The organism is Stenotrophomonas sp. YJH_SMC_81 (assembly GCF_059370875.1).
This window is the reverse complement of sequence record NZ_JCAFUB010000012.1, coordinates 62,565-80,345: the sequence shown is the minus strand read 5'-3', so window position 1 is coordinate 80,345 and position 17,781 is coordinate 62,565. Positions and strand designations below refer to the sequence as shown.

At 68.2% G+C, this 17,781-nt stretch carries 19 protein-coding genes; 5 read left to right on the top strand and 14 right to left on the bottom strand.

Going from position 1 to position 17,781, the window contains the following annotated elements; translation table 11 throughout:
* The first annotated feature begins 44 nt into the window (after window positions 1–44).
* From lgt to AC5P8U_RS18235, 3 genes are read left to right on the top strand one after another with little or no spacing between them, the layout of a single operon-like run.
* Window positions 45–932, top strand: coding sequence for a prolipoprotein diacylglyceryl transferase (gene lgt, locus AC5P8U_RS18245; RefSeq protein WP_005415341.1), 888 nt, complete (start codon window positions 45–47; stop codon window positions 930–932).
* The gene (locus AC5P8U_RS18240) at window positions 929–1,723 is read left to right on the top strand and encodes a thymidylate synthase (RefSeq protein WP_447897317.1); all 795 of its coding nucleotides are present in this window, start codon (window positions 929–931) and stop codon (window positions 1,721–1,723) included. The genes lgt and AC5P8U_RS18240 overlap by 4 nt, the downstream gene beginning before the upstream one ends.
* Window positions 1,724–1,728: 5 nt before the next feature.
* Window positions 1,729–2,220, top strand: a complete 492-nt coding sequence (locus tag AC5P8U_RS18235) for a dihydrofolate reductase (protein WP_072167883.1) — start codon at window positions 1,729–1,731, stop codon at window positions 2,218–2,220.
* Window positions 2,221–2,306: 86 nt separating this feature from the next.
* On the opposite strand, the gene AC5P8U_RS18230 is transcribed toward AC5P8U_RS18235, so the two are convergent.
* The 10 genes from AC5P8U_RS18230 to AC5P8U_RS18185 all read right to left on the bottom strand — a co-directional run bounded on the left by AC5P8U_RS18230 (window position 2,307) and on the right by AC5P8U_RS18185 (window position 12,175).
* On the bottom strand, window positions 2,307–2,954 hold the full coding sequence (locus tag AC5P8U_RS18230) for a DUF1287 domain-containing protein (RefSeq protein ID WP_111201129.1): 648 nt from the start codon (window positions 2,952–2,954) through the stop codon (window positions 2,307–2,309).
* On the bottom strand, window positions 2,951–3,973 hold the full coding sequence (locus tag AC5P8U_RS18225; protein WP_447897316.1) for a symmetrical bis(5'-nucleosyl)-tetraphosphatase: 1,023 nt from the start codon (window positions 3,971–3,973) through the stop codon (window positions 2,951–2,953). The genes AC5P8U_RS18230 and AC5P8U_RS18225 overlap by 4 nt, the downstream gene beginning before the upstream one ends.
* Before the next feature lie 15 nt (window positions 3,974–3,988).
* On the bottom strand, window positions 3,989–4,372 hold the full coding sequence (gene apaG, locus AC5P8U_RS18220) for a Co2+/Mg2+ efflux facilitator ApaG/CorD (protein WP_008268668.1): 384 nt from the start codon (window positions 4,370–4,372) through the stop codon (window positions 3,989–3,991).
* Window positions 4,373–4,385: 13 nt separating this feature from the next.
* Window positions 4,386–5,189, bottom strand: coding sequence for a 16S rRNA (adenine(1518)-N(6)/adenine(1519)-N(6))-dimethyltransferase RsmA (rsmA, locus tag AC5P8U_RS18215; RefSeq protein ID WP_061478350.1), 804 nt, complete (start codon window positions 5,187–5,189; stop codon window positions 4,386–4,388).
* A complete protein-coding gene (gene pdxA, locus AC5P8U_RS18210) occupies window positions 5,186–6,166 on the bottom strand; it encodes a 4-hydroxythreonine-4-phosphate dehydrogenase PdxA (RefSeq protein ID WP_111008015.1) in 981 nt (326 codons plus the stop codon). The genes rsmA and pdxA overlap by 4 nt, the downstream gene beginning before the upstream one ends.
* Before the next feature lie 3 nt (window positions 6,167–6,169).
* Window positions 6,170–7,513, bottom strand: a complete 1,344-nt coding sequence (locus tag AC5P8U_RS18205) for a peptidylprolyl isomerase (protein WP_151355186.1) — start codon at window positions 7,511–7,513, stop codon at window positions 6,170–6,172.
* Window positions 7,510–9,990: an LPS-assembly protein LptD gene (gene lptD / locus AC5P8U_RS18200; RefSeq protein WP_447897313.1), complete on the bottom strand. Its 2,481-nt coding sequence runs from the start codon at window positions 9,988–9,990 to the stop codon at window positions 7,510–7,512. The genes AC5P8U_RS18205 and lptD overlap by 4 nt, the downstream gene beginning before the upstream one ends.
* Window positions 9,991–10,079: 89 nt before the next feature.
* Window positions 10,080–11,018 (bottom strand): histone deacetylase family protein, encoded by a 939-nt coding sequence (locus AC5P8U_RS18195; RefSeq protein ID WP_188241497.1) that lies wholly within the window; start codon window positions 11,016–11,018, stop codon window positions 10,080–10,082.
* Window positions 11,019–11,027: 9 nt separating this feature from the next.
* Entirely contained in the window at window positions 11,028–11,582 is a 555-nt protein-coding gene (locus AC5P8U_RS18190) for a cob(I)yrinic acid a,c-diamide adenosyltransferase (protein WP_111008017.1), read from the bottom strand.
* Window positions 11,583–11,590: 8 nt separating this feature from the next.
* Complete coding sequence (locus AC5P8U_RS18185; RefSeq protein WP_069139530.1) at window positions 11,591–12,175, bottom strand: hypothetical protein; 585 nt, start codon at window positions 12,173–12,175, stop codon at window positions 11,591–11,593.
* A gap of 109 nt (window positions 12,176–12,284) precedes the next feature.
* On the opposite strand from AC5P8U_RS18185, the gene ubiH reads away from it, so the two are divergent.
* Together ubiH and AC5P8U_RS18175 are read left to right on the top strand one after the other, a co-directional pair.
* Window positions 12,285–13,493, top strand: a complete 1,209-nt coding sequence (gene ubiH / locus AC5P8U_RS18180; RefSeq protein WP_053500463.1) for a 2-octaprenyl-6-methoxyphenyl hydroxylase — start codon at window positions 12,285–12,287, stop codon at window positions 13,491–13,493.
* Complete coding sequence (locus tag AC5P8U_RS18175) at window positions 13,490–14,671, top strand: UbiH/UbiF family hydroxylase (protein ID WP_088496055.1); 1,182 nt, start codon at window positions 13,490–13,492, stop codon at window positions 14,669–14,671. Before ubiH ends, AC5P8U_RS18175 begins: the two co-directional genes overlap by 4 nt.
* A gap of 174 nt (window positions 14,672–14,845) precedes the next feature.
* Here the strand turns inward: AC5P8U_RS18175 and AC5P8U_RS18170 are convergent, their stop codons facing one another.
* From AC5P8U_RS18170 to AC5P8U_RS18155, 4 genes are all read right to left on the bottom strand, one after another.
* A complete protein-coding gene (locus tag AC5P8U_RS18170; protein WP_072167892.1) occupies window positions 14,846–15,244 on the bottom strand; it encodes an EF-hand domain-containing protein in 399 nt (132 codons plus the stop codon).
* A 64-nt stretch (window positions 15,245–15,308) separates the two neighbouring features.
* Window positions 15,309–16,376, bottom strand: a complete 1,068-nt coding sequence (rlmM, locus tag AC5P8U_RS18165; protein ID WP_188241494.1) for a 23S rRNA (cytidine(2498)-2'-O)-methyltransferase RlmM — start codon at window positions 16,374–16,376, stop codon at window positions 15,309–15,311.
* Window positions 16,360–16,920, bottom strand: a complete 561-nt coding sequence (locus tag AC5P8U_RS18160) for a nucleoside deaminase (RefSeq protein ID WP_005415358.1) — start codon at window positions 16,918–16,920, stop codon at window positions 16,360–16,362. The genes rlmM and AC5P8U_RS18160 overlap by 17 nt, the downstream gene beginning before the upstream one ends.
* Window positions 16,921–17,017: 97 nt before the next feature.
* Window positions 17,018–17,740 carry a DUF6348 family protein gene (locus AC5P8U_RS18155; RefSeq protein WP_188241493.1) on the bottom strand — a complete coding sequence of 241 codons (723 nt, stop codon included), beginning with the start codon at window positions 17,738–17,740 and terminating at the stop codon, window positions 17,018–17,020.
* Window positions 17,741–17,781 lie beyond the last annotated feature (41 nt).

Here is a 17,781-nt window from a genome sequence, read left to right as displayed (position 1 = left end):
CGGCACTGGCCCGAGAATAGGCGTTCAACCGCAAGGCACCTTCCATGATCTATTTCCACGACATCGACCCCATCGCCCTCTCGCTGGGGCCGATCAAGGTGCACTGGTACGGCATCATGTACCTGCTCGGCTTCACTGCGGCCTGGCTGCTGGGCCGCACGCGCATCGCCGCCGGGCGCCTGCCGGGCGTCGATGCCAACGGCTTCTCCGACCTGTTGTTCTACGCCATGCTCGGCGTGGTGCTGGGCGGCCGCATCGGCTACATGCTGTTCTACGCGCTGGGGGATTTCCTGCACAACCCGCTGCTGCTGTTCAAGGTGTGGGACGGCGGCATGAGCTTCCATGGCGGCCTGCTGGGCGTGCTGGGTGCCTGCTGGTGGTGGTCGCGCAAGCACGCGCTGCACTTCTTCGACACCATGGATTTCATGGCGCCGCTGGTACCGCTGGGCCTGGGTTTTGGTCGCATCGGCAACTTCATCGGCGCCGAGCTGTGGGGCAAGTACACCGACGGCACGTGGGGCGTGGTGTTCCCGTCGGGCCTGCCGGCGCCGCTGAACCAGTTGGACCACGCGACCCTGCAGGCGCAGTTCGCCACCGGCGCGCTGAACCAGTTCGCCCGCCATCCCTCGCAGCTGTATGAAGCGTTCCTGGAAGGCCTGGTGATGTTCGTGGTGCTGTGGACGGTGTCGGCCAAGCCGCGCCACCGTTACCTGGTCGGCGGCCTGTTCGCGCTGATGTACGGCCTGTTCCGCTTCGCCGTCGAATTCGTACGCATGCCCGACAACGGCGTCTATGTGGCCTTCGACTGGCTGACCCGTGGCCAGATCCTCAGCCTGCCGCTCATCGCCTTCGGCCTGGTGCTGCTGGCGATGTCGCGCCGCGCGCCGGTGCTGCAGCCGCAACCGGTGATGGCTGCGGAGGGCAAGGCATGAAGGCCTACCTGGATCTGCTCGCGCATGTGCTGGAACATGGCGCGGAGAAGAGCGACCGCACCGGCACCGGCACCCGCAGCGTGTTCGGCTGGCAGATGCGCTTCGACCTCAATGAAGGTTTCCCGCTGGTCACCACCAAGAAGCTGCACCTGCGCTCGATCATCCACGAGCTGCTGTGGTTCCTGAAGGGCGATACCAACATCGGCTACCTGAAGGACAACCAGGTACGCATCTGGGACGAGTGGGCCGACGAGAACGGCGATCTCGGCCCGGTCTACGGCAAGCAGTGGCGCAGCTGGGCCACCGCCGATGGCCGCGAGATCGACCAGATGCAGTGGCTGGTGGACGAGATCAAGCGCAACCCCGATTCGCGCCGCCTGGTGGTCAGCGCCTGGAACGTGGGCGAGCTTTCGCAGATGGCGCTGATGCCGTGCCACAACCTGTTCCAGTTCTACGTGGTGGACGGCAAGCTCAGCTGCCAGCTGTACCAGCGCAGCGGCGACATCTTCCTCGGCGTGCCGTTCAACATCGCCAGCTATGCGCTGCTGACCCACATGGTGGCGCAGGCCACGGGCCTGGGCGTGGGCGACTTCGTGCATACGCTGGGCGACGCGCACCTGTATTCGAACCACTTCGAGCAGGCGCGCGAGCAGCTTTCGCGTGAACCGCGCGCGCTGCCGAAGCTGTGGTTGAACCCGGAGGTGACCGACCTGTTCGGCTTCCGGTTCGACGACATCCGCATCGATGGCTATGACCCGCACCCGGCGATCAAGGCGCCGGTGGCGGTGTGAGTGCCATGAAGCTCTCGATGATCGTGGCGCTGGACCGCAACCGTGGCATCGGCCAGGGCAATGCGATGCCCTGGCATCTGCCGGATGATTTCAAGCACTTCAAGGCGCTCACCCTGGGCAAGCCGATCCTGATGGGGCGCAAGACGGCCGAGTCGATCGGCCGCGTACTGCCGGGGCGGACCAACCTGGTGCTGACCCGCAGCGGCCAGGTGCCGTTCGCGGGCATGCGCGCGGTGGCGTCGCTGGACGAGGCGAAGGCGATTGCCGAAGGCGAGGGCGCCAGCGAGCTGTGCATCATCGGCGGCGGCGAGATCTTCCGCCAGCTGCTGGACCAGGCCAGCGACCTGTACCTGACCTGGGTGGATGCCGAAGTCCCCGCGGATACCCATTTCCCCGAGGTGGACGTGCAGGACTGGCGGGAAGTGAGCAGCGAGCCGCACCCGGCCGATGACCGCCACGCCTATGCGTTCCGCTTCGTGCATTACGTGCGCCGCTGAGGATGGTTTCCTGTAGAGCCGAGCCATGCTCGGCTGCTGTTGCCTGACCCCTCCCGTAGCCGAGCATGGCCCAGCACTACAGGGGCCTACGGCATCCGGTAGTGCCCGATGATCGCGTGCTGGAACAGCAGGTTCTCTTCACGCGTGCCGCGTGCGATGTTGTGCAGCACCAGCGGTGTGCCATTGGCCAGCCTCCGGTCGGAGACGATGCCGACATGCAGCAGACCGTTGCCGTTGAGCTTCCAGGCCACGATGTCACCGGCCGCATAGTCGGTGGCGAGGGCGGTGACCGGTTGCTGCCAGCCCTGCCGTTCGAACCAGCGCATCAGGTTCGGCACACGTCGATGATCAATGTTGCGGTCCGGCCGTGACAGGCCCCAGATCGCGGGATACGCGCTGAAGTTGCCGCGCATGTCTTCATGCACGCGCGCCTGCAGGTCCAGGCCCTGGCTGCGCAGGGCGCGCACCACCACGTCGGTGCACACGCCGCGATCAAGCGGGACGTCGCCGCCAGGATAGGACAGGACCTGGTAGGCGGGATCGTAACGGGTGGTGACGCCGATCTGCGCGCGCGCTGCAGCCACCAGTGGCGGCGAAGGCGCCTGTGCCTGCGAACGCGCGGGGACGGCGTTTCCGCCGCCAGTGGGAGCCGGGGCCGAAGCAGGCTGGCAGCCGCTGGCCAGGGCCAGCGTCAGCAGCAGCACCCTCCATGGTGCCCAGCCGCGTCGCGTCATGCCTGCGGCGCGGCGCCGTTGTTGTGAGGTCCACCGGAGCCCCCACCGCCACCACCTCGACGGCGACGACGGCGCGGACCACGGTTGCCCGGGTTGGCAGCAGCGGCGTTGCCGCCGCCCGGTTCCTTGCCCTGCACCGCAGTGGAGGGGCGCTCGTGCGCCGGTCGCGCCGGTGGGCGGGCGTGGGGTACGGGTGCCGGTACATCGCGGCCCGGCACCTGCACCACGCGCAGCTCGTCGGTATCGAGCTGGATCGCGGTCAGCTTGCCGCCCCAGACTGCGCCGGTGTCGATGGCGTGCACGCCCTGGGTGATGGTCAGGCCCAGCGCCGACCAGTGGCCGCAGACGATCTTGAGGTCGCGCTCGACCCGGCCGGGTACTTCGAACCAGGGGTAGAGTCCCTGTTCCTGCGTGCCGGGGGTGCCCTTGTCCTCGATGCCGATGCGCCCGCGCGGGGTGCAGTAGCGCATGCGGGTGAGCACGTTGATGATCGCGCGCGAACGGTCGTAGCCGGACAGGTTCGGCGCCCAACTTGGCTTGTCGCCGTACATGTTGCGGAACAGCTTGCGGTAGCCGGCGCCGTGCAGCTGCACCTCGACTTCGGCAGCGTGCTTCTCTGCCATCTGCGTGGTCCACTTCGGCGCCAGGCCGGCGTGCACCATCATCCAGCCCAGCTCGCGATCCACATGCACCAGCTTCTGCAGGCGCAGCCAGTCCAGCAGTTCGTCGCGGTCCTCGGCCTGCACGATGCGCAGCAGGTCCGGGTTGACCTTGCGCTGCTCCTCTTCGGTGCGTGCACCGACGGCCAGCAGCGAAAGATCATGGTTGCCCAGCACCACCACGCTGTGATAGCGCAGCGAATGCACCAGCCGCAGCGTCTCCAGCGACTGGCCACCACGGTTGACCAGGTCGCCGCAGAACCACAGGGTGTCCTGCGCCGGGTCGAAGCGGATCTTCTCCAGCAACCGCTGGGTAACGTCGTAGCAGCCCTGCAGGTCGCCGATCGCCCACACACTCATCGTTCGGCCTCCGTGTCAGTGCAGGGTACGCGGCACGGCCAGCACGAACGGTGCGACCGGCGCGGCAAATTCGGTGCCATCGTCGGCGACCATGTCGTAGTGCCCCTGCATGGTCCCGTGATCGGTTCCCAGCATGACACCGGACGTGTAACGGAAGTCTTCACCGGGGCGCAGCCGCGGCTGCTCGCCGATCACCCCGTCGCCATCGACATGCTCGACACGGCCATTGGCATCGGTGATGCGCCAGTGGCGTGCGACCAGGCGTGCGGCGACCCGCCCCTGGTTGTGGATGCGGATCGTGTAGGCGAACGCAAAGCGACCGTCTTCCGGCGCGGATTGATCGTCGAGGAAGCGCGGCGCGACTTCGACGGAGATGGCATATACGTCAGCGTCTTCCATACCGGCAGTGTAATCAGGAGGCATTGGCCAAAGCGATGAATTCGGCCACGTCCAGCTGTTCGGCGCGGGCATCGGGACGCACGCCGGCAGCGATGAACTGCTCGGCGGACACTACATTGTTCAGGGCATTGCGCAGCGTCTTGCGGCGCTGCCCGAAGGCGGCCTTGACCACCTCGGCGAAGCGCGTGTGGTCGTTGATGCTGATCGAGGCCGGGTCACGCGGCACCAGCCGCACCACGGCGGAATCGACCTTCGGCGGCGGCCGGAACGCGCCCGGCGGCACCACGAACAGGGAGGTCACCTGGCAGTAGGCCTGCAGCATCACGCTGAGGCGGCCATACACCTTGCTCCCGGGGCCAGCCGCCATGCGGTCGACCACTTCCTTCTGCAGCATGAAGTGCATATCGCGGATCACCGCGGCATGCTCCAGCGCATGGAACAGGATCGGTGAGGAGATGTTGTAGGGCAGGTTGCCGACCAGGCGGATCGGCTGGCCGTCGGCCAGTTCGGTGAAGTCCACGCGCAGCACGTCGCGGTGGACGATGGTCAGCTCGCCCAGCGGCTCGGCGGCGGCGGTCAGCGGCGCGATCAGGTCGCGGTCGAACTCGATCACCGTCAGCTTCGGGTGCACGCGCAGCAGCGGCAGGGTGATGGCGCCCTGGCCTGGACCAATTTCAACCAGGCGGTCACCATCTTTCGGATTGACCGCCATCACGATCTTGTCGATGTAGTGGCGATCGGCCAGGAAATGCTGGCCAAGCTGCTTCTTGGCCGGTGCGGTGAACACCGGGCCGGAGGGGGAATGCGGGGAATTCATGCGCTCAGTGTACGTTGCCGCGCCAGCTGCGCACACAGCGTCGTTGCCGCCTGCAGGCTGGAAGGATCGGCGATGCCGCGGCCGGCCAGGTCCAGCGCGGTGCCATGGTCGACCGCCACGCGCGGGTAGGGCAGGCCCAGGGTCAGGTTCACCGCCTGCTCGAAGCCGGAATACTTCAGCACCGGCAGGCCCTGGTCGTGGTACATCGCCAGCACGGTGTCGAAGCCGGCCAGCTTGGCCGGCAGGAAGGCGGTGTCGGCCGGCAGCGGGCCGACGAGGTCCATGCCCTCCGCGCGCAGGCGCTGCAGCAGGGGGATGACCAGGTCCAGTTCCTCGCGTCCCAGATGGCCGTCTTCGCCGGCATGCGGGTTCAGCCCGAGCACCGCGATGCGCGGCGCAGGCAGGCCGAACTCGCGGCGCAGCGCGGCATGCACCGTACGCAGGGTATGTTCCAGGCTGGGCGCGGTGATCGCATCGGCCACCTCGCGCAGCGGCAGGTGGGTGGTGGCCAGGGCCACGCGGACAATGTGATTGGCCAGCATCATCACCACCTTCACTCCGGCCTGGTCGGCCAGCAGTTCAGTGGTACCACTGTAGGCAATGCCGCCTTCGTTGATGACCGCCTTGTGTACCGGGCCGGTCACCACACCGTGCAGCTCACCGGACAGGCAGGCCTGGCCGGCGCCGAGCAGGGCACCGATGACCGCGCTCGCATTGGCCGGATCGGCCTGGCCGAAGTGGCTGGGCGCCGCGTTGCGGACGGCGCGCAGGCGCAGATCGCCCGGGACGCGTGCTTCGGCGTCCTCGGGCAGCAGTTGCAGGGGCAGGTTCAGCGCGGCCGCGGCCGCGCGCAGGGTGTCCGGGTCGGCGAAGGCCAGCAGCCGGCAATCTTCACGCGGCTGCTGGACGAGGCGGACACACAGCTCCGGGCCGATCCCGGCGGGCTCGCCCGGTACCAGAGCGAGCTCGGGGCGCATCGGTCAGGACTGCGGCGGAGTGGCGGTGTTTTCCGCGCGGTCGCCGCTGCGGAAACTGACGTAGGCTTCGCCACGCAGTTCCTGCAGGAAGCGGTTGTACTCGTCTTCCAGCTTGCGACGGCCGATGGTCTCGCGGACCTGGGCACGCTGGTTGTCGGTGGTCACGTCGGTCTGGCGGGTCGCCACGCGCTGCACGATGTGCCAACCGGCGTCGGTGCGGAACGGCTGGCTGACGCCACCATCCTGCAGGCCACTCACCTGCTGGCCGAAGGCCGGACCGAACGCGTCAGCCGGGAACCAGCCGAGATCACCGCCCTGGCCCTTGCTGTTGTTGTCCTCGGAGGACTCCCTGGCAACGGTCTGGAAGTCGGCGCCGCCAGCAATGCGGGCGCGCAGGGTATCGATCTTGGCCTTGGCAGCGGCATCGGTCTGGTTGTCGTCCACGCGGACCAGGATGTGGCGGCCGTGGTACTCGGTGACCGTCTGCTCACCGGCGGCGGAACTGCTGTCACGCACTTCCACCAGCTTCAGCAGCTGGAAGCCGCTCGGGCCGCGGATCGGGCCGACCACCTCGCCCGGCTTCATCTTTTCCATCAACTGGGCAAAGGCCTGCGGGATTTCATCCAGGCTGCGCCAGCCCAGATCGCCGCCTTCCAGTGCGTTCGGGCTGTCCGAATAGCGCACGGCCGCCGCGTTGAAGTCCAGCTCGCCCTTGTCCAGCAGGGCCTTCACGCCATCGGCCTTCTTCTGGCCGGTGGCGATCTGGTCGGCGTTGGCACCGTCGGGCAGGGCGATCAGGATGTGCGCCAGGTGGTACTGGTTGCCTACCGCGGCCTGCTGCTTCAGCGCGGCGTCGACTTCACCCTCGCTGACGCTGATGCGGCTCTGCGCGAAGCTCTGGCGCAGGCGCTGCACGGTGATCTCGTCACGCACCGACGCACGGAAATCGTTGAAATCGATACCGTCATGGGCCAGGCGCTGGCGCAGCGCGTCCAGGTTCGAACCGTTCTGCTGGGCAATGGCGTTCATCGCCTGGTTCAGCTCCTGGTCGCTGACACGGATGCCGCTGCCCTGGGCGCGGGCCACCTGCAGCTTGACCAGCACCAGGCGTTCGAGCACCTGGCGGCTGAGCACGTCTTCCGGCGGCAGCTGGTTTTCGCGGCCAGCGTACTGCGCCTTGATGTTGGCGATCGCACGCTGGAGCTCGCTCTGCAGGATCACGTCCTCATCGACGACGGCAGCGATGCGGTCAAGCGGCTGCGCCTCCTGGGCAAGCACCTGCAGGGGGGCGGACACGCTGGACACCGCCAGCAGCGAGGCGAGAAGAACGGGGAAGCGCTTGGTCATGGGATCAGGTTCGGATCGTAGTCATCCCGGGTCGCCCCGGTGTTGCTCGGCGGCACGAGATAGAGGTCGTCGCGGTTGTAGCCGAGGATAGCACGGCGCAGGGTACGGTCCGTGTCCTGCCCCAGGGAGCTCAGGCCCTTGAGCACGAACTCCAGCTGGATGGCGTTGTTCATCTCGCCTTCGCGGTTGCGGACGTAACGGCGGGCGACCGCACGCACGGCCAGGCAGCAGCTGTCCCACTGGACGCCGGCGATGATTTCCAGCGGTTCCTTGTCCTGCAGCGAGTAGTAGTAGCGACCGACCAGGCTCCAGCGCGCATTCAGCGGGTACAGGAACGACAGGTCGGCCTGTTCCAGCAGGGTACGGTCGTGCTTGTTGGCGGTGGCCGGGGCGCCCGAGTTGATGCGGTAGCGGTAGCTCAGGTTGATCACGCCATCGTTGGGCATCAGGTAGCGGGCACGGACGCTGGCCAGATCCTCGCGCTTGTACTTCGGGTCCCACTGGTAGGTGGCACCCAGGGTCCAGCGGTCGTTGATCATGTAGTTGCCGTCGGCGATCCACGCCGACTTGCCCTTTTCCACCGGCGCGCCGCCCGGAGTGACGGTCACCCGCGACTCGTCGAAATACTGGATCTGGCCGATGGCAGCCGAGAAGCGTTCCTTGCCGGTGGTCTGGTCGATGAAGCGGGTGCCCAGTGCCAGGGTCAGCTGGTTGGCATCGTTCTGGCGGTCGGCGCCGGTATAGCGCGAGTCGCGGAACAGCTGGCCCCAGCTGAAGGTGAAGTCACGCGTATCGAAGATCGGCAGCTCGTCCTGGTTGCGGTACGGCGTGCGCAGGTAGAACAGGCGCGGTTCCAGCGTGTGCAGGAATGACTTGCCGCCGATGGTGGTCTCGCGATCGAAGAACAGGCCGGCGTCGATGCTGCCGATCGGCAGGCTGCGGCTGGGCGATTTGTTGCCGCGCAGCTGCTCCGGCGTGGCGGTGTTCGGGTCGATGCCCTGCGAGGCCAGCACGTTGCGGCGGACGCTGTCAGCGAGGCCCTGGTCCAGGTCGTAGCCGGTGTAGCGGTAGGCCAGGGTCGGGGTGATGTACCAGGCCGCGCCGCTGATCGGGAACGACACGTACGGCTTCACGTCCAGGCGCGAGCCGCCGTACATGCGCTGGGTCTGGCCGTTGCGCGTGTACTGCAGGTCGGGTCCCGCATCGGCGCCGTACTTGAAGTTGATGTCGTCGTGGGTGAAGCGCACGGCTTCGGCATAGATGCCGGTTTCCAGCCACGGCAGGACCGGCTTGTCCCAGTTGAGGTACAGGCGCGGCTGGCGGTTGTACGGCAGCGCGCTTTCATTGAGCGTGTAGTCGGTCAGCTGCCAGCGGTCGGCCATGATGCCGGCCGTCCAGTTCCGGCCGGTGCCGTACAGGCCCACGGTGCTCTGCAGGTTCGAGGCAGTCACCCCGACCAGGCGGTTGGCGAAGTCCTCGACATAGCGCTCGTCGCTGACCCAGGCCAGGTTGGCGCGGGCCTGCCAGTGGCTGTCCACGTTGTGGTAACCGCTGAACATCACCCGGCCGCGGTCGCGGTCGCGCAGCTTGTCGTTGGGCATGAACGCGGTCAGCAGTTCACCGCGGCCGCCGTTGTAGAGATAGCGGAACTCGTTGTCGAGCATCAGGCCGCGCCGGCTCATGTAGCGCGGGGTCAACGTGTCGTCGTAGTTCGGCGCCAGGTTGAAGTAGATCGGCTGTGCGTAGTCGAATCCGTTGCGCCCGGACATGCCCAGCTGCGGGAACAGCAGGCCGGTCTTGCGCCGGTCATCGATCGGGAACTTGAAGTACGGCGCCCACAGCACCGGTACCTTGCCGATCCGCAGCACGGCGTTGCGGGCGGTGCCGAAGCCCTCGTCGTTGTCCACTTCGATCTGCGGCGCCGACAGTTTCCACACCGGCTGTGACGGGTCGCAGGTGGTGTAGGTGGAGCGGTGCATCTGGCCGACCGCGCCCTGCAGGTCGACCGACTCGGCATCGCCGTTGCCGCGGCGCGACACCAGCTGGTACTTGATGTCGGTGATCTTGTGGGTGTCGCTTTCCTGGTTGCCCTCGGCGCGCTTGGCGACCATGCGGATCGAGGAGTCCTGGTAGCGGACATTGCCGTCGGCGATGTAGTTGCCGCTCTCGGTATCGAAGCTGAGCTTGTCGGTGCCGACGAACTGGTCGCCGCGGCGCAGGGCCACGTTGCCTTCGTACTGCGGCACGGTGGTCGTGCCCAGCAGCTGGTCACCCTCGATGTCGGTCGGCTGCTGCTCGCGCGCAGCGCTGGCGGCGGCCTTGTCCTGCCCCGGGACCGGGGTGGGGGCATCGGTGAACGCGGGAATCACGTCGGTAGCCGGGCACAGGCCCCAGTTGAGCGGCTTTTCATCGGCCATTGCCGGCAGGCAGATGGCGATGCTCAGAGGCAGGGGAAGCAGGCGGAGGGCTCGGCGCACGCGGTTCGGATTCGGGCGAAAACGGACGGTAGCTTGCCCCATCCCTTGCATAGGGGCAATGAAGGACGCGGGAGCCTGCCGGCTCGGGTTCATCCGGAGATGCTGCCGGGAGGGGGCAGCAGCAGGGCCCGGACATGGGCCACGCTGCACTCGGCAAGGGCCTGCAGGTCATAGCCGCCTTCCAGCATCGAGACCACCCGGCCGGCCGCATGGCGGCGCGCCAGCGCATGCAGTTCCCGGGTGATCCAGGCGAAATCGTCGGTTTCAAGCATCAGGTCGGCCTGCGGGTCGCGCAGGTGGGCATCGAAGCCGGCCGAGATCAGCAGCAGCTGAGGGCGGAAGTCGTCGATGGCCGGCAGCATCTCGTCGGCCCACACGTTGCGGAAGCGGAAACCGCCACTGCCGGGGGGCAGCAGGATGTTCATCAGGTTGCCGGCACCGCGGTCGCGGCGCAGGCCGGAATTGGGGAACAGGCCGGCCTGGTGGGTGCTGTAGTACGAGACCCGGGCGTCGTGCTGGAAGATGTCCTGGGTGCCGTTGCCATGGTGGACATCGAAATCGACCACCGCGATCCGCTCCAGCCCATGGCGGTCGCGGGCATGGGCTGCGGCAATGGCAATGTTGTTGAGCAGGCAGAAGCCCATCGCGGTGCTGCTGGTGGCGTGGTGGCCCGGGGGCCGCACCGCGCAGAACGCCAGCGGATCCTCGCCCAGCATCACTGCATCGACCGCGGCCACCCCGGCGCCGGCGGCGTGCACGGCGGCACTGGCCGAGCCCGGCGAGGTCCAGGTGTCCATGTCCAGCTGGCGCAGCGGCGCGCTCTGCGGCTGCAGCACGAAGTCGAGCAGGGCACTGTCGTGGACCCGGGTCAGTTCGCCGAACTTGGCCGGCGGCGCCTCGCGCCAGTCGAGCTGGCCGGGGAACGCGGCGTGCAGGGCATCGAGTACTTGCTGCAGGCGTTGCGGGCACTCCGGATGGCCAGGGCCGGGGTCATGCAGCAGGCAGGACGGATGGGTGAAGACCAGCATCGTGCCGACTCAGCGCTGGCGCTGCTGTGGCTGCCACAGCGCTTCGCCATGGCCGTCGGCGCGGGCCAGTACGCGGGACAGCACGAACAACAGGTCCGACAGCCGGTTGAGGTACTGCAACGCCTCGCTGCGCACGGCTTCGTGGCGGGCCAGGGTGACCGTCTCGCGCTCGGCGCGGCGGACGATGGTGCGGGCCAGGTGGCAGCGTGCGGCGGCCTCGCCACCGGCCGGCAGGATGAACTCCTTCAACATCGGCAGGTTGGCGTTGTAGTGGTCCAGCTGCTGTTCCAGTGCCGAGACATCGGCGGCGTGGATGGCGGCGTGGCCGGGGATGCACAGCTCGGCACCCAGGTCGAACAGTTGGTGCTGCAGATGCACCACCAGCGCGCGGACATCCTCGGGCAGCGCGGTGGCAAGCAGCAGGCCAAGCGCAGCGTTGGCTTCATCGACGGTGCCGTAGGACGCCACCCGGGCGTCGTCCTTGCCGACGCGCTGGCCGTCGCCGAGGCCGGTACTGCCGTCGTCGCCGGTGCGGGTATAGATGCGCGAGAGGCGATGACCCATGGCGCGGCTCAGTGCCGGATGTCGCGGCGGGCCTGCTGGAGCTTCAGTACCTGCTCCACGGCCAGCTGCAATGCCGCCGCCAGCGCCACGTAGATCGCGGTGGTGCGCAGGTAGGGGCCGAACCATTGTGCGTAGTTCTGCGCCCAGCCGGCCAGCGTCGGCTCGGCCACGTTGCGGGTGGTCCAGTAGAAACCGCCCTGCGCCAGCAGGTGGCAGACCGCCACCGAGGCCACCAGCAGCAGCGTACCCTTGGCCAGCACCGGCCAGCGTGCGCCCTGGTAGTTGCGGCCCAGCAGCATGCCGCCGGCCCACAGCGAGAAGTATGCCGGCAGCAGCAGCCAGTAACCCGGCGACACGCAGTAGTGCTGCCAGAAATCCAGGCCGCTGCTGCGGATCACGATCCAGTCCACCAGCACGGCGAACACCATCAACAGCGGAAACGCCCAGCGTGTCCACGTGGCCAGGTAGAAGCCACCGATGAAGAACACCGCCCAGGAGGCATCGGGGATCGCCGCGAAGTGGTTGACCCGGGTCGCCGCCAGCAACAGCACAAGGACGGACAGGACGAAGGCGCGGTTGGCGGTGGCGGACATGGCAGCGGGCCCGGAGCGGATTCAGGTTTCATTCTAGCCCGCCGCGCCGGTTGGCGCAGGTCGGGTGATGTTGGGTGTTCGGGCAGGGCGAGCGCGTATCATGAACATCATGAGTGAACGACATGACGTGCTGATCGTCGGTGGTGGCCTGGTCGGTGCCAGCCTGGCCATCGCCCTGGACCGCCTGGGCCGCGATGTGGGCCTGCTCGAGGCCAGCCCGGCCGGCGAGCTGCCGGCGGTATTCGACCAGCGCAACCTCAGTTTTGCCGCTGCCACGGTCAATGCGCTGACCGCGCTGGGGGTCATGCAGAAGCTGGCGATGGCGCCGGGCCCGATCCGCCGCATCCACGTCAGCCGCGCCGGCGATTTCGGCCGCGTGCAGCTGGAGGCTTCCGACTACGACCGGCCGTGGTTCGGCCAGGTGGTGGTGGCGCGGGACTTCGGCCAGGCGCTGGAAGCGCGCCTGCAGGAGCTGCCGCGGCTGCGGCGCTACCGGCCCATGCGCTTCCTGGGCCTGGGCGAGGTGGTCGATGGCTACCGCCAGGTGCGGGTGGCCGACGAGACCGGCGAACGCGTGCTGCAGGCCCGGCTGGTGGTGGGGGCCGATGGCACGACCAGTGGCGTGCGCGGCGCGCTCGGCATCGAGGTCGACCGCCATGATTTCCAGCAGACCCTGTTCGTGGCCCGCGTGCGCAGCCAGCGCGCGCCGGACGGCACCGCCTGGGAGCGCTTCACCGATACCGGCCCGACCGCCCTGCTGCCGCGTGGTGATCGCCACTTCGGCACCGTGCACGGTGTTGCGCGCGACCAGGCCGATGCGGTGATGGCGCTGGACGATGCGGCTTGGCTGCAACGCCTGCAGAACGCGATCGGCTGGCGCGCCGGCCGGCTGCTCGAATCCGGCCCGCGCAGTGCTTATCCGCTCATCCAGGTGCTGGCGCGCGCGTTGGCCGGAGAGCGCGCGGTGCTGCTCGGCAATGCCGCGCAGACCATCCATCCGCTGGGGGCGCAGGGCTTCAACCTGGGCCTGCGCGATGCGCTGACCCTGGCTGAACTGCTGGAGGATGCGCATGAGGATGCCGGCAGCGATGCACTGCTGCAGGCCTATGTCGCGCGCCGCGAAGAGGACCGCCGGCAGACGGTGGCGTTCTCCGGCGGGCTTGCGCGCCTGACCAGCAATCCGGCGCCGTTGATGCGGCCGCTGCGCAGCCTCGGCCTGGTGGCCGCGCAGCGCGCCTCGGTGCAATCGATGCTGGTCGGTGGTGCGATGGGCTTCCGCGGCGAGGTGCCGCGGCTGTGCCGTGGAGAAGCGGCATGAGCCGGCGCGCGCGTCTTGATGTGGCCATCATCGGCGGTGGCGTGGTCGGTGCCGCGTGTGCGCTGGCGCTGGCTGATGCTGGCCTGTCGGTGGCGCTGGTGGAAGGTCGCGAACCGGCGCCGTGGCAGGCCGCACAGCCGGACCTGCGCGTGTTCGCCTTCGCTGCCGACAACGTACAGCTGCTGAATCGTCTTGGTGTGTGGCCGGCGATCGCGCAGGCCCGTGCATGGCCCTACCGGCGCATGCAGGTGTGGGACGCTGCCGGTGGCGAGGATCTGCTGTTCGACGCCGATCGCTTCGGCCGTCGCGAACTGGGCTACATCGTCGAGAACGGGCTGCTGCAGGACCGCCTGTGGTCGGCGCTGCCGGCGGCGGGTGTGCAGCTGCACTGCCCGGCACGGGTGGACGCGCTGGAGCAGGACGAGGACGGCGTGCGCCTGCGCCTGGATGACGGGCGTCGCCTGGAAGCGGCGTTGGCGGTGGCCGCCGACGGCGCCGAATCGACCCTCCGCCAGCTGGCCGGGATCGAGGTGGAACGCCATGACTACCACCAGCGTGGCGTGGTGGCCTACGTGGACAGCGATCTTCCCAACCAGGCCACGGCCTGGCAGCGCTTTCTGCCAAGCGGGCCGCTGGCGTTGTTGCCGGTGGCCGAACGCCGCAGCTCGATCGTCTGGACCCTGCCCGAGGACGAGGCGGCGCGTGTTCTGGCGCTGGACGAGGACAGCTTCAACCGCGAACTGACCCGCGCCTTCGCGGCACGCCTGGGTGAGCTGCGGTTGGCCTCATCGCGTGCGGCATTCCCGCTGCGCCGCCAGCTGGCCCGTCACTACGTGGCCGGTCGTGTGCTGGCGTTGGGTGACGCGGCGCATGTGGTGCATCCGCTGGCCGGGCAGGGCGTGAACCTGGGGCTGCGTGATGTCGCCGCCCTGCAGCAGTGGCTGGCACCCTCGGCAGAGCGCCGCGGCCAACCGCGGCTGTCGCCGCAGCGCCTGCAGCGCTGGGCACGTGAACGGCGGAGCGACAACCACATCGCCGCCTACAGCTTCGATGCGATCAACCGCCTGTTCTCCAACGACGAAATGCACCTGACCCTGGCCCGGGGCCGTGCGCTGGGCTGCGTCGGCCGATGGCCGCCGCTGGTGCAGGCGTTCTGGAAGCGCGCCGCCGGCGTCTGACCGGAATTCAGACCGCACGACGCGACGGGCGTCGCTGGCGTGTTACCAACCACGGGACGCCGCTTTGGCACCTACCGATAGCGGATCGTGCGCGCGCCGTCGGTGATCAAAAAAGGGGACGGAGGGGATTAAGTCGTATGTGCACATACGACTTAATCCCCTCCGTCCCCTTTTTCAATCCACCAGCCAACCGGCCAGGTCTGCACGATCCAGCTTGCCGCGACGCTTCACGTCCAACGCATTGAACTCATCGGCCAGCGCCGGGTTGGCCTGTGCTTCCTCGCGGCTGATGAAACCGTCGCCATTCACGTCAAGGTCGCTGAAGCGGATGCGGTACTGGCCAACCACGCTGCTGGGTTCCAGCGAGCGCACGGTCACCTGTGCCTCGCCGGCCGGCTGCGGAATATCGACGCTGCCGGTGACGCGGCCGGCATCCAGGGGCTGCTGACGGATGGCGCCGCCGGTCGGGCCCAGCGGCTGGCTCTGCGCAGGGGTGGACGGACCATGCTGGGCCATCGCCGGTACCGAAGCCAGCAGGGTGGCCACCAGCACGGCGGAACGGGGAAGGTTCATGACAGGCTCCTTGCCAGAGGGTACCGGGAGCGTACTCCCGGCAACCTGTGCCGCCGATGACGGATCAGCGCAGCGGCGAGGCCAGCACGGTGATCTCTTCACGATCGTGATAGAGCTGCTTGGCGCGCACCTCCAGCGGCTTGCCGGCCTGGTCCTGGAACAGGTCCAGGCACAGCCGGGTCTCGTCCCAGCGCTTCTTCATCGGCAGCTTCAGATTGAAGATCGCATGCCTGCACCAGCCCTCGCGGAACCAGGTGGCCATGCGTTCGGCGACGCGGCGCGGCTGCTCGACCATGTCGCAGACCATCCAGTCCAACGGTTGTTCCGGATGCCAGTGGAAGCCATCGGCGCGCAGGTGCTCGACCAGGCCGGTGTCCAGCACGTGCTGGCGCAGCGGGCCATTGTCGATGCTCAGCACGTGCATGTGCTGCCGGGTGAGCACCCAGGTCCAGCCACCTGGGGCGGCGCCAAGGTCGGCCGCGCGCATGCCGGGCTTGGCCAGCGTCTCGCGTTCTTCCGGCGTCAGCAGGGTCAGCAGCGCTTCGTCCAGCTTCAGCGCCGAACGCGAAGGCGCTTCGGGCAGCAGCTTCAGGCGCGGAATGCCCAGTGCCCACGGCGCGCTGTCGGCCGGGTCGGCCACGCAGACGAAGGCGTGGGTACCATCGACGAACACCACATGCAGGCGCGGCAGGCGGGTGTTCGGCTTGTCGCTGAGCTTGCCGGCCTTGCGCAGCGCCGGGCGCAGCGCGTTGCAGAAGGCACGCGCCAGCCCGGACAACGGCTTGCCAGCGTCGGAATCGGGATGCTCCACCCACAGGTCGCCGAAGCGCGGCGCATCGGCCAGCACCTCCAGCATCGGCGTGATGCGGTCGGCCGGATCCAGCTGTGGCAGCTCAGCGAGCACAACCAGCTTCTGCCGCGCGAAGATCAGTTCGCGCCAGCGCAGGCGCGGTGCCAGCGCCGCGGCCTCGTCGCACATGAACAGCACGTAGCCGTCATTGCGCTGGGTGCGCGCATAACCGGCGAAACCGGCTTCGCCGGCACGGAACTGCAGTTCGCCGGCCAGCTCGGGCTCGAAACCCTGCCGGCACAGGCACAGCAGGCCGATGCCGGTTTCAGTAACGGGCGCCATCGCTTTCCCCATAGGCACGCAGCACGCTGCGCGCGGCGTCGCGGTTCAGGCCCTGCACCACTTCGATGCCACGCTTGTTGAGCTCGCCGACCCAGTCGGCCGGCAGCGGGCCTTCGTCGAACGGGGTCAGTTCTTCGACGTCGGCTGCACTGGCACCGATCAGCAGGCGGTCGATGCCCGCCCATACGGTGGCGCCGTAGCACTGGCAGCATGGCTGCGAACTGGTGGCCAGGGTGACCGGCGACAGCACCGCGTTCAGGCGCGGGGTCTGCAGGCGCTGCTGGGCCAGCATGTAGGCCATGTTCTCGGCATGCGCCAGCGAAGTGGCGTGCGGCATCACCCGGTTCACGCCGGCGGCGATCACCTTGTCATCCGGGCCGAACACCACGGCGCCGAACGGGCCGCCACTGGCGTGCTCGACGTTCAACCGCGACAGCTCGATCGCCAGCGCGACCTTGGCCTCATCGCCCGGATATCGACGATCCAGGTCGATCTGGTCGTGGATCCAGGCGGGAAGGGTCAGGTGGACTTGCGCGTACAGCATCGCGGGGGTGCCTCGTAGGGAATGGAAGAAGGTGCGGTTGCTTGGGAAACCGGCGCGCAGTGTAGCCGCACCGGCCTGTATCGGGTGTGGCGGTGGGTCAGCCGGGCGAGCCGGTGCGGATCACCACGTACTGCTTGCGGAACTCCAGCCCGGCCTGCGGCCAGCTGGCGGCATACGCGCGCAGCAATGGCAGGGCAGCGGCGAAGTCGTGGCCATTGACCCGGCAATCGGCCTCGCACAGGCCATCGGCATCGCGCGAGGCGAACAGGCGGATGGCCAGGAATGGGCGCGCTTTCAGCAGTTCGTCGAAGGCGTCCATGCTCCTGGTGAACAGGCAGCACGGACAGGACCCATGGTCGTCCTCGCTGCAGGTGCTGGCGTCCACCTCGTGCTCGCGGTAATGCGCCAGCGGACCCAGCACCACGGTGCGTTCGTGTTCCTGGCCGTCATCGCCGGCCGGATAGGTCAGGCCCATCATCGGCAGGCCCTGTGCGTCTTCGGCGCCGATCGCGGTCTGCAGGGTCAGCAGGTCCACCCGTGCCCAGGCCTGGAAGCCGGCCAGCAGCGATGCCTGTTCATCGGCACCGTTGGCGTGCTGGTACTCGAACAGGCCGTCAGCGAACAGCAGCGGATGCTGGCTTTCGATGACGGTGGAGGTCTGCCAGCCGCCGTTGTCGCGCGCGTATGCGGCCATCGCATGCGGGGTCAGGCGCAGTCCGCTGTCCAGCAGCAGCGCGTTGCCGTCGATGCGGCTGGCGACGCTGGCGTCCTGCAGCGCCTGCTGCAGCAGTGGGAGGAGGGCGGTGGACGTCGTGGTCATGTCGGGCCTGTGGATGGATCGGGTGGAGCATCCAGGCCGGG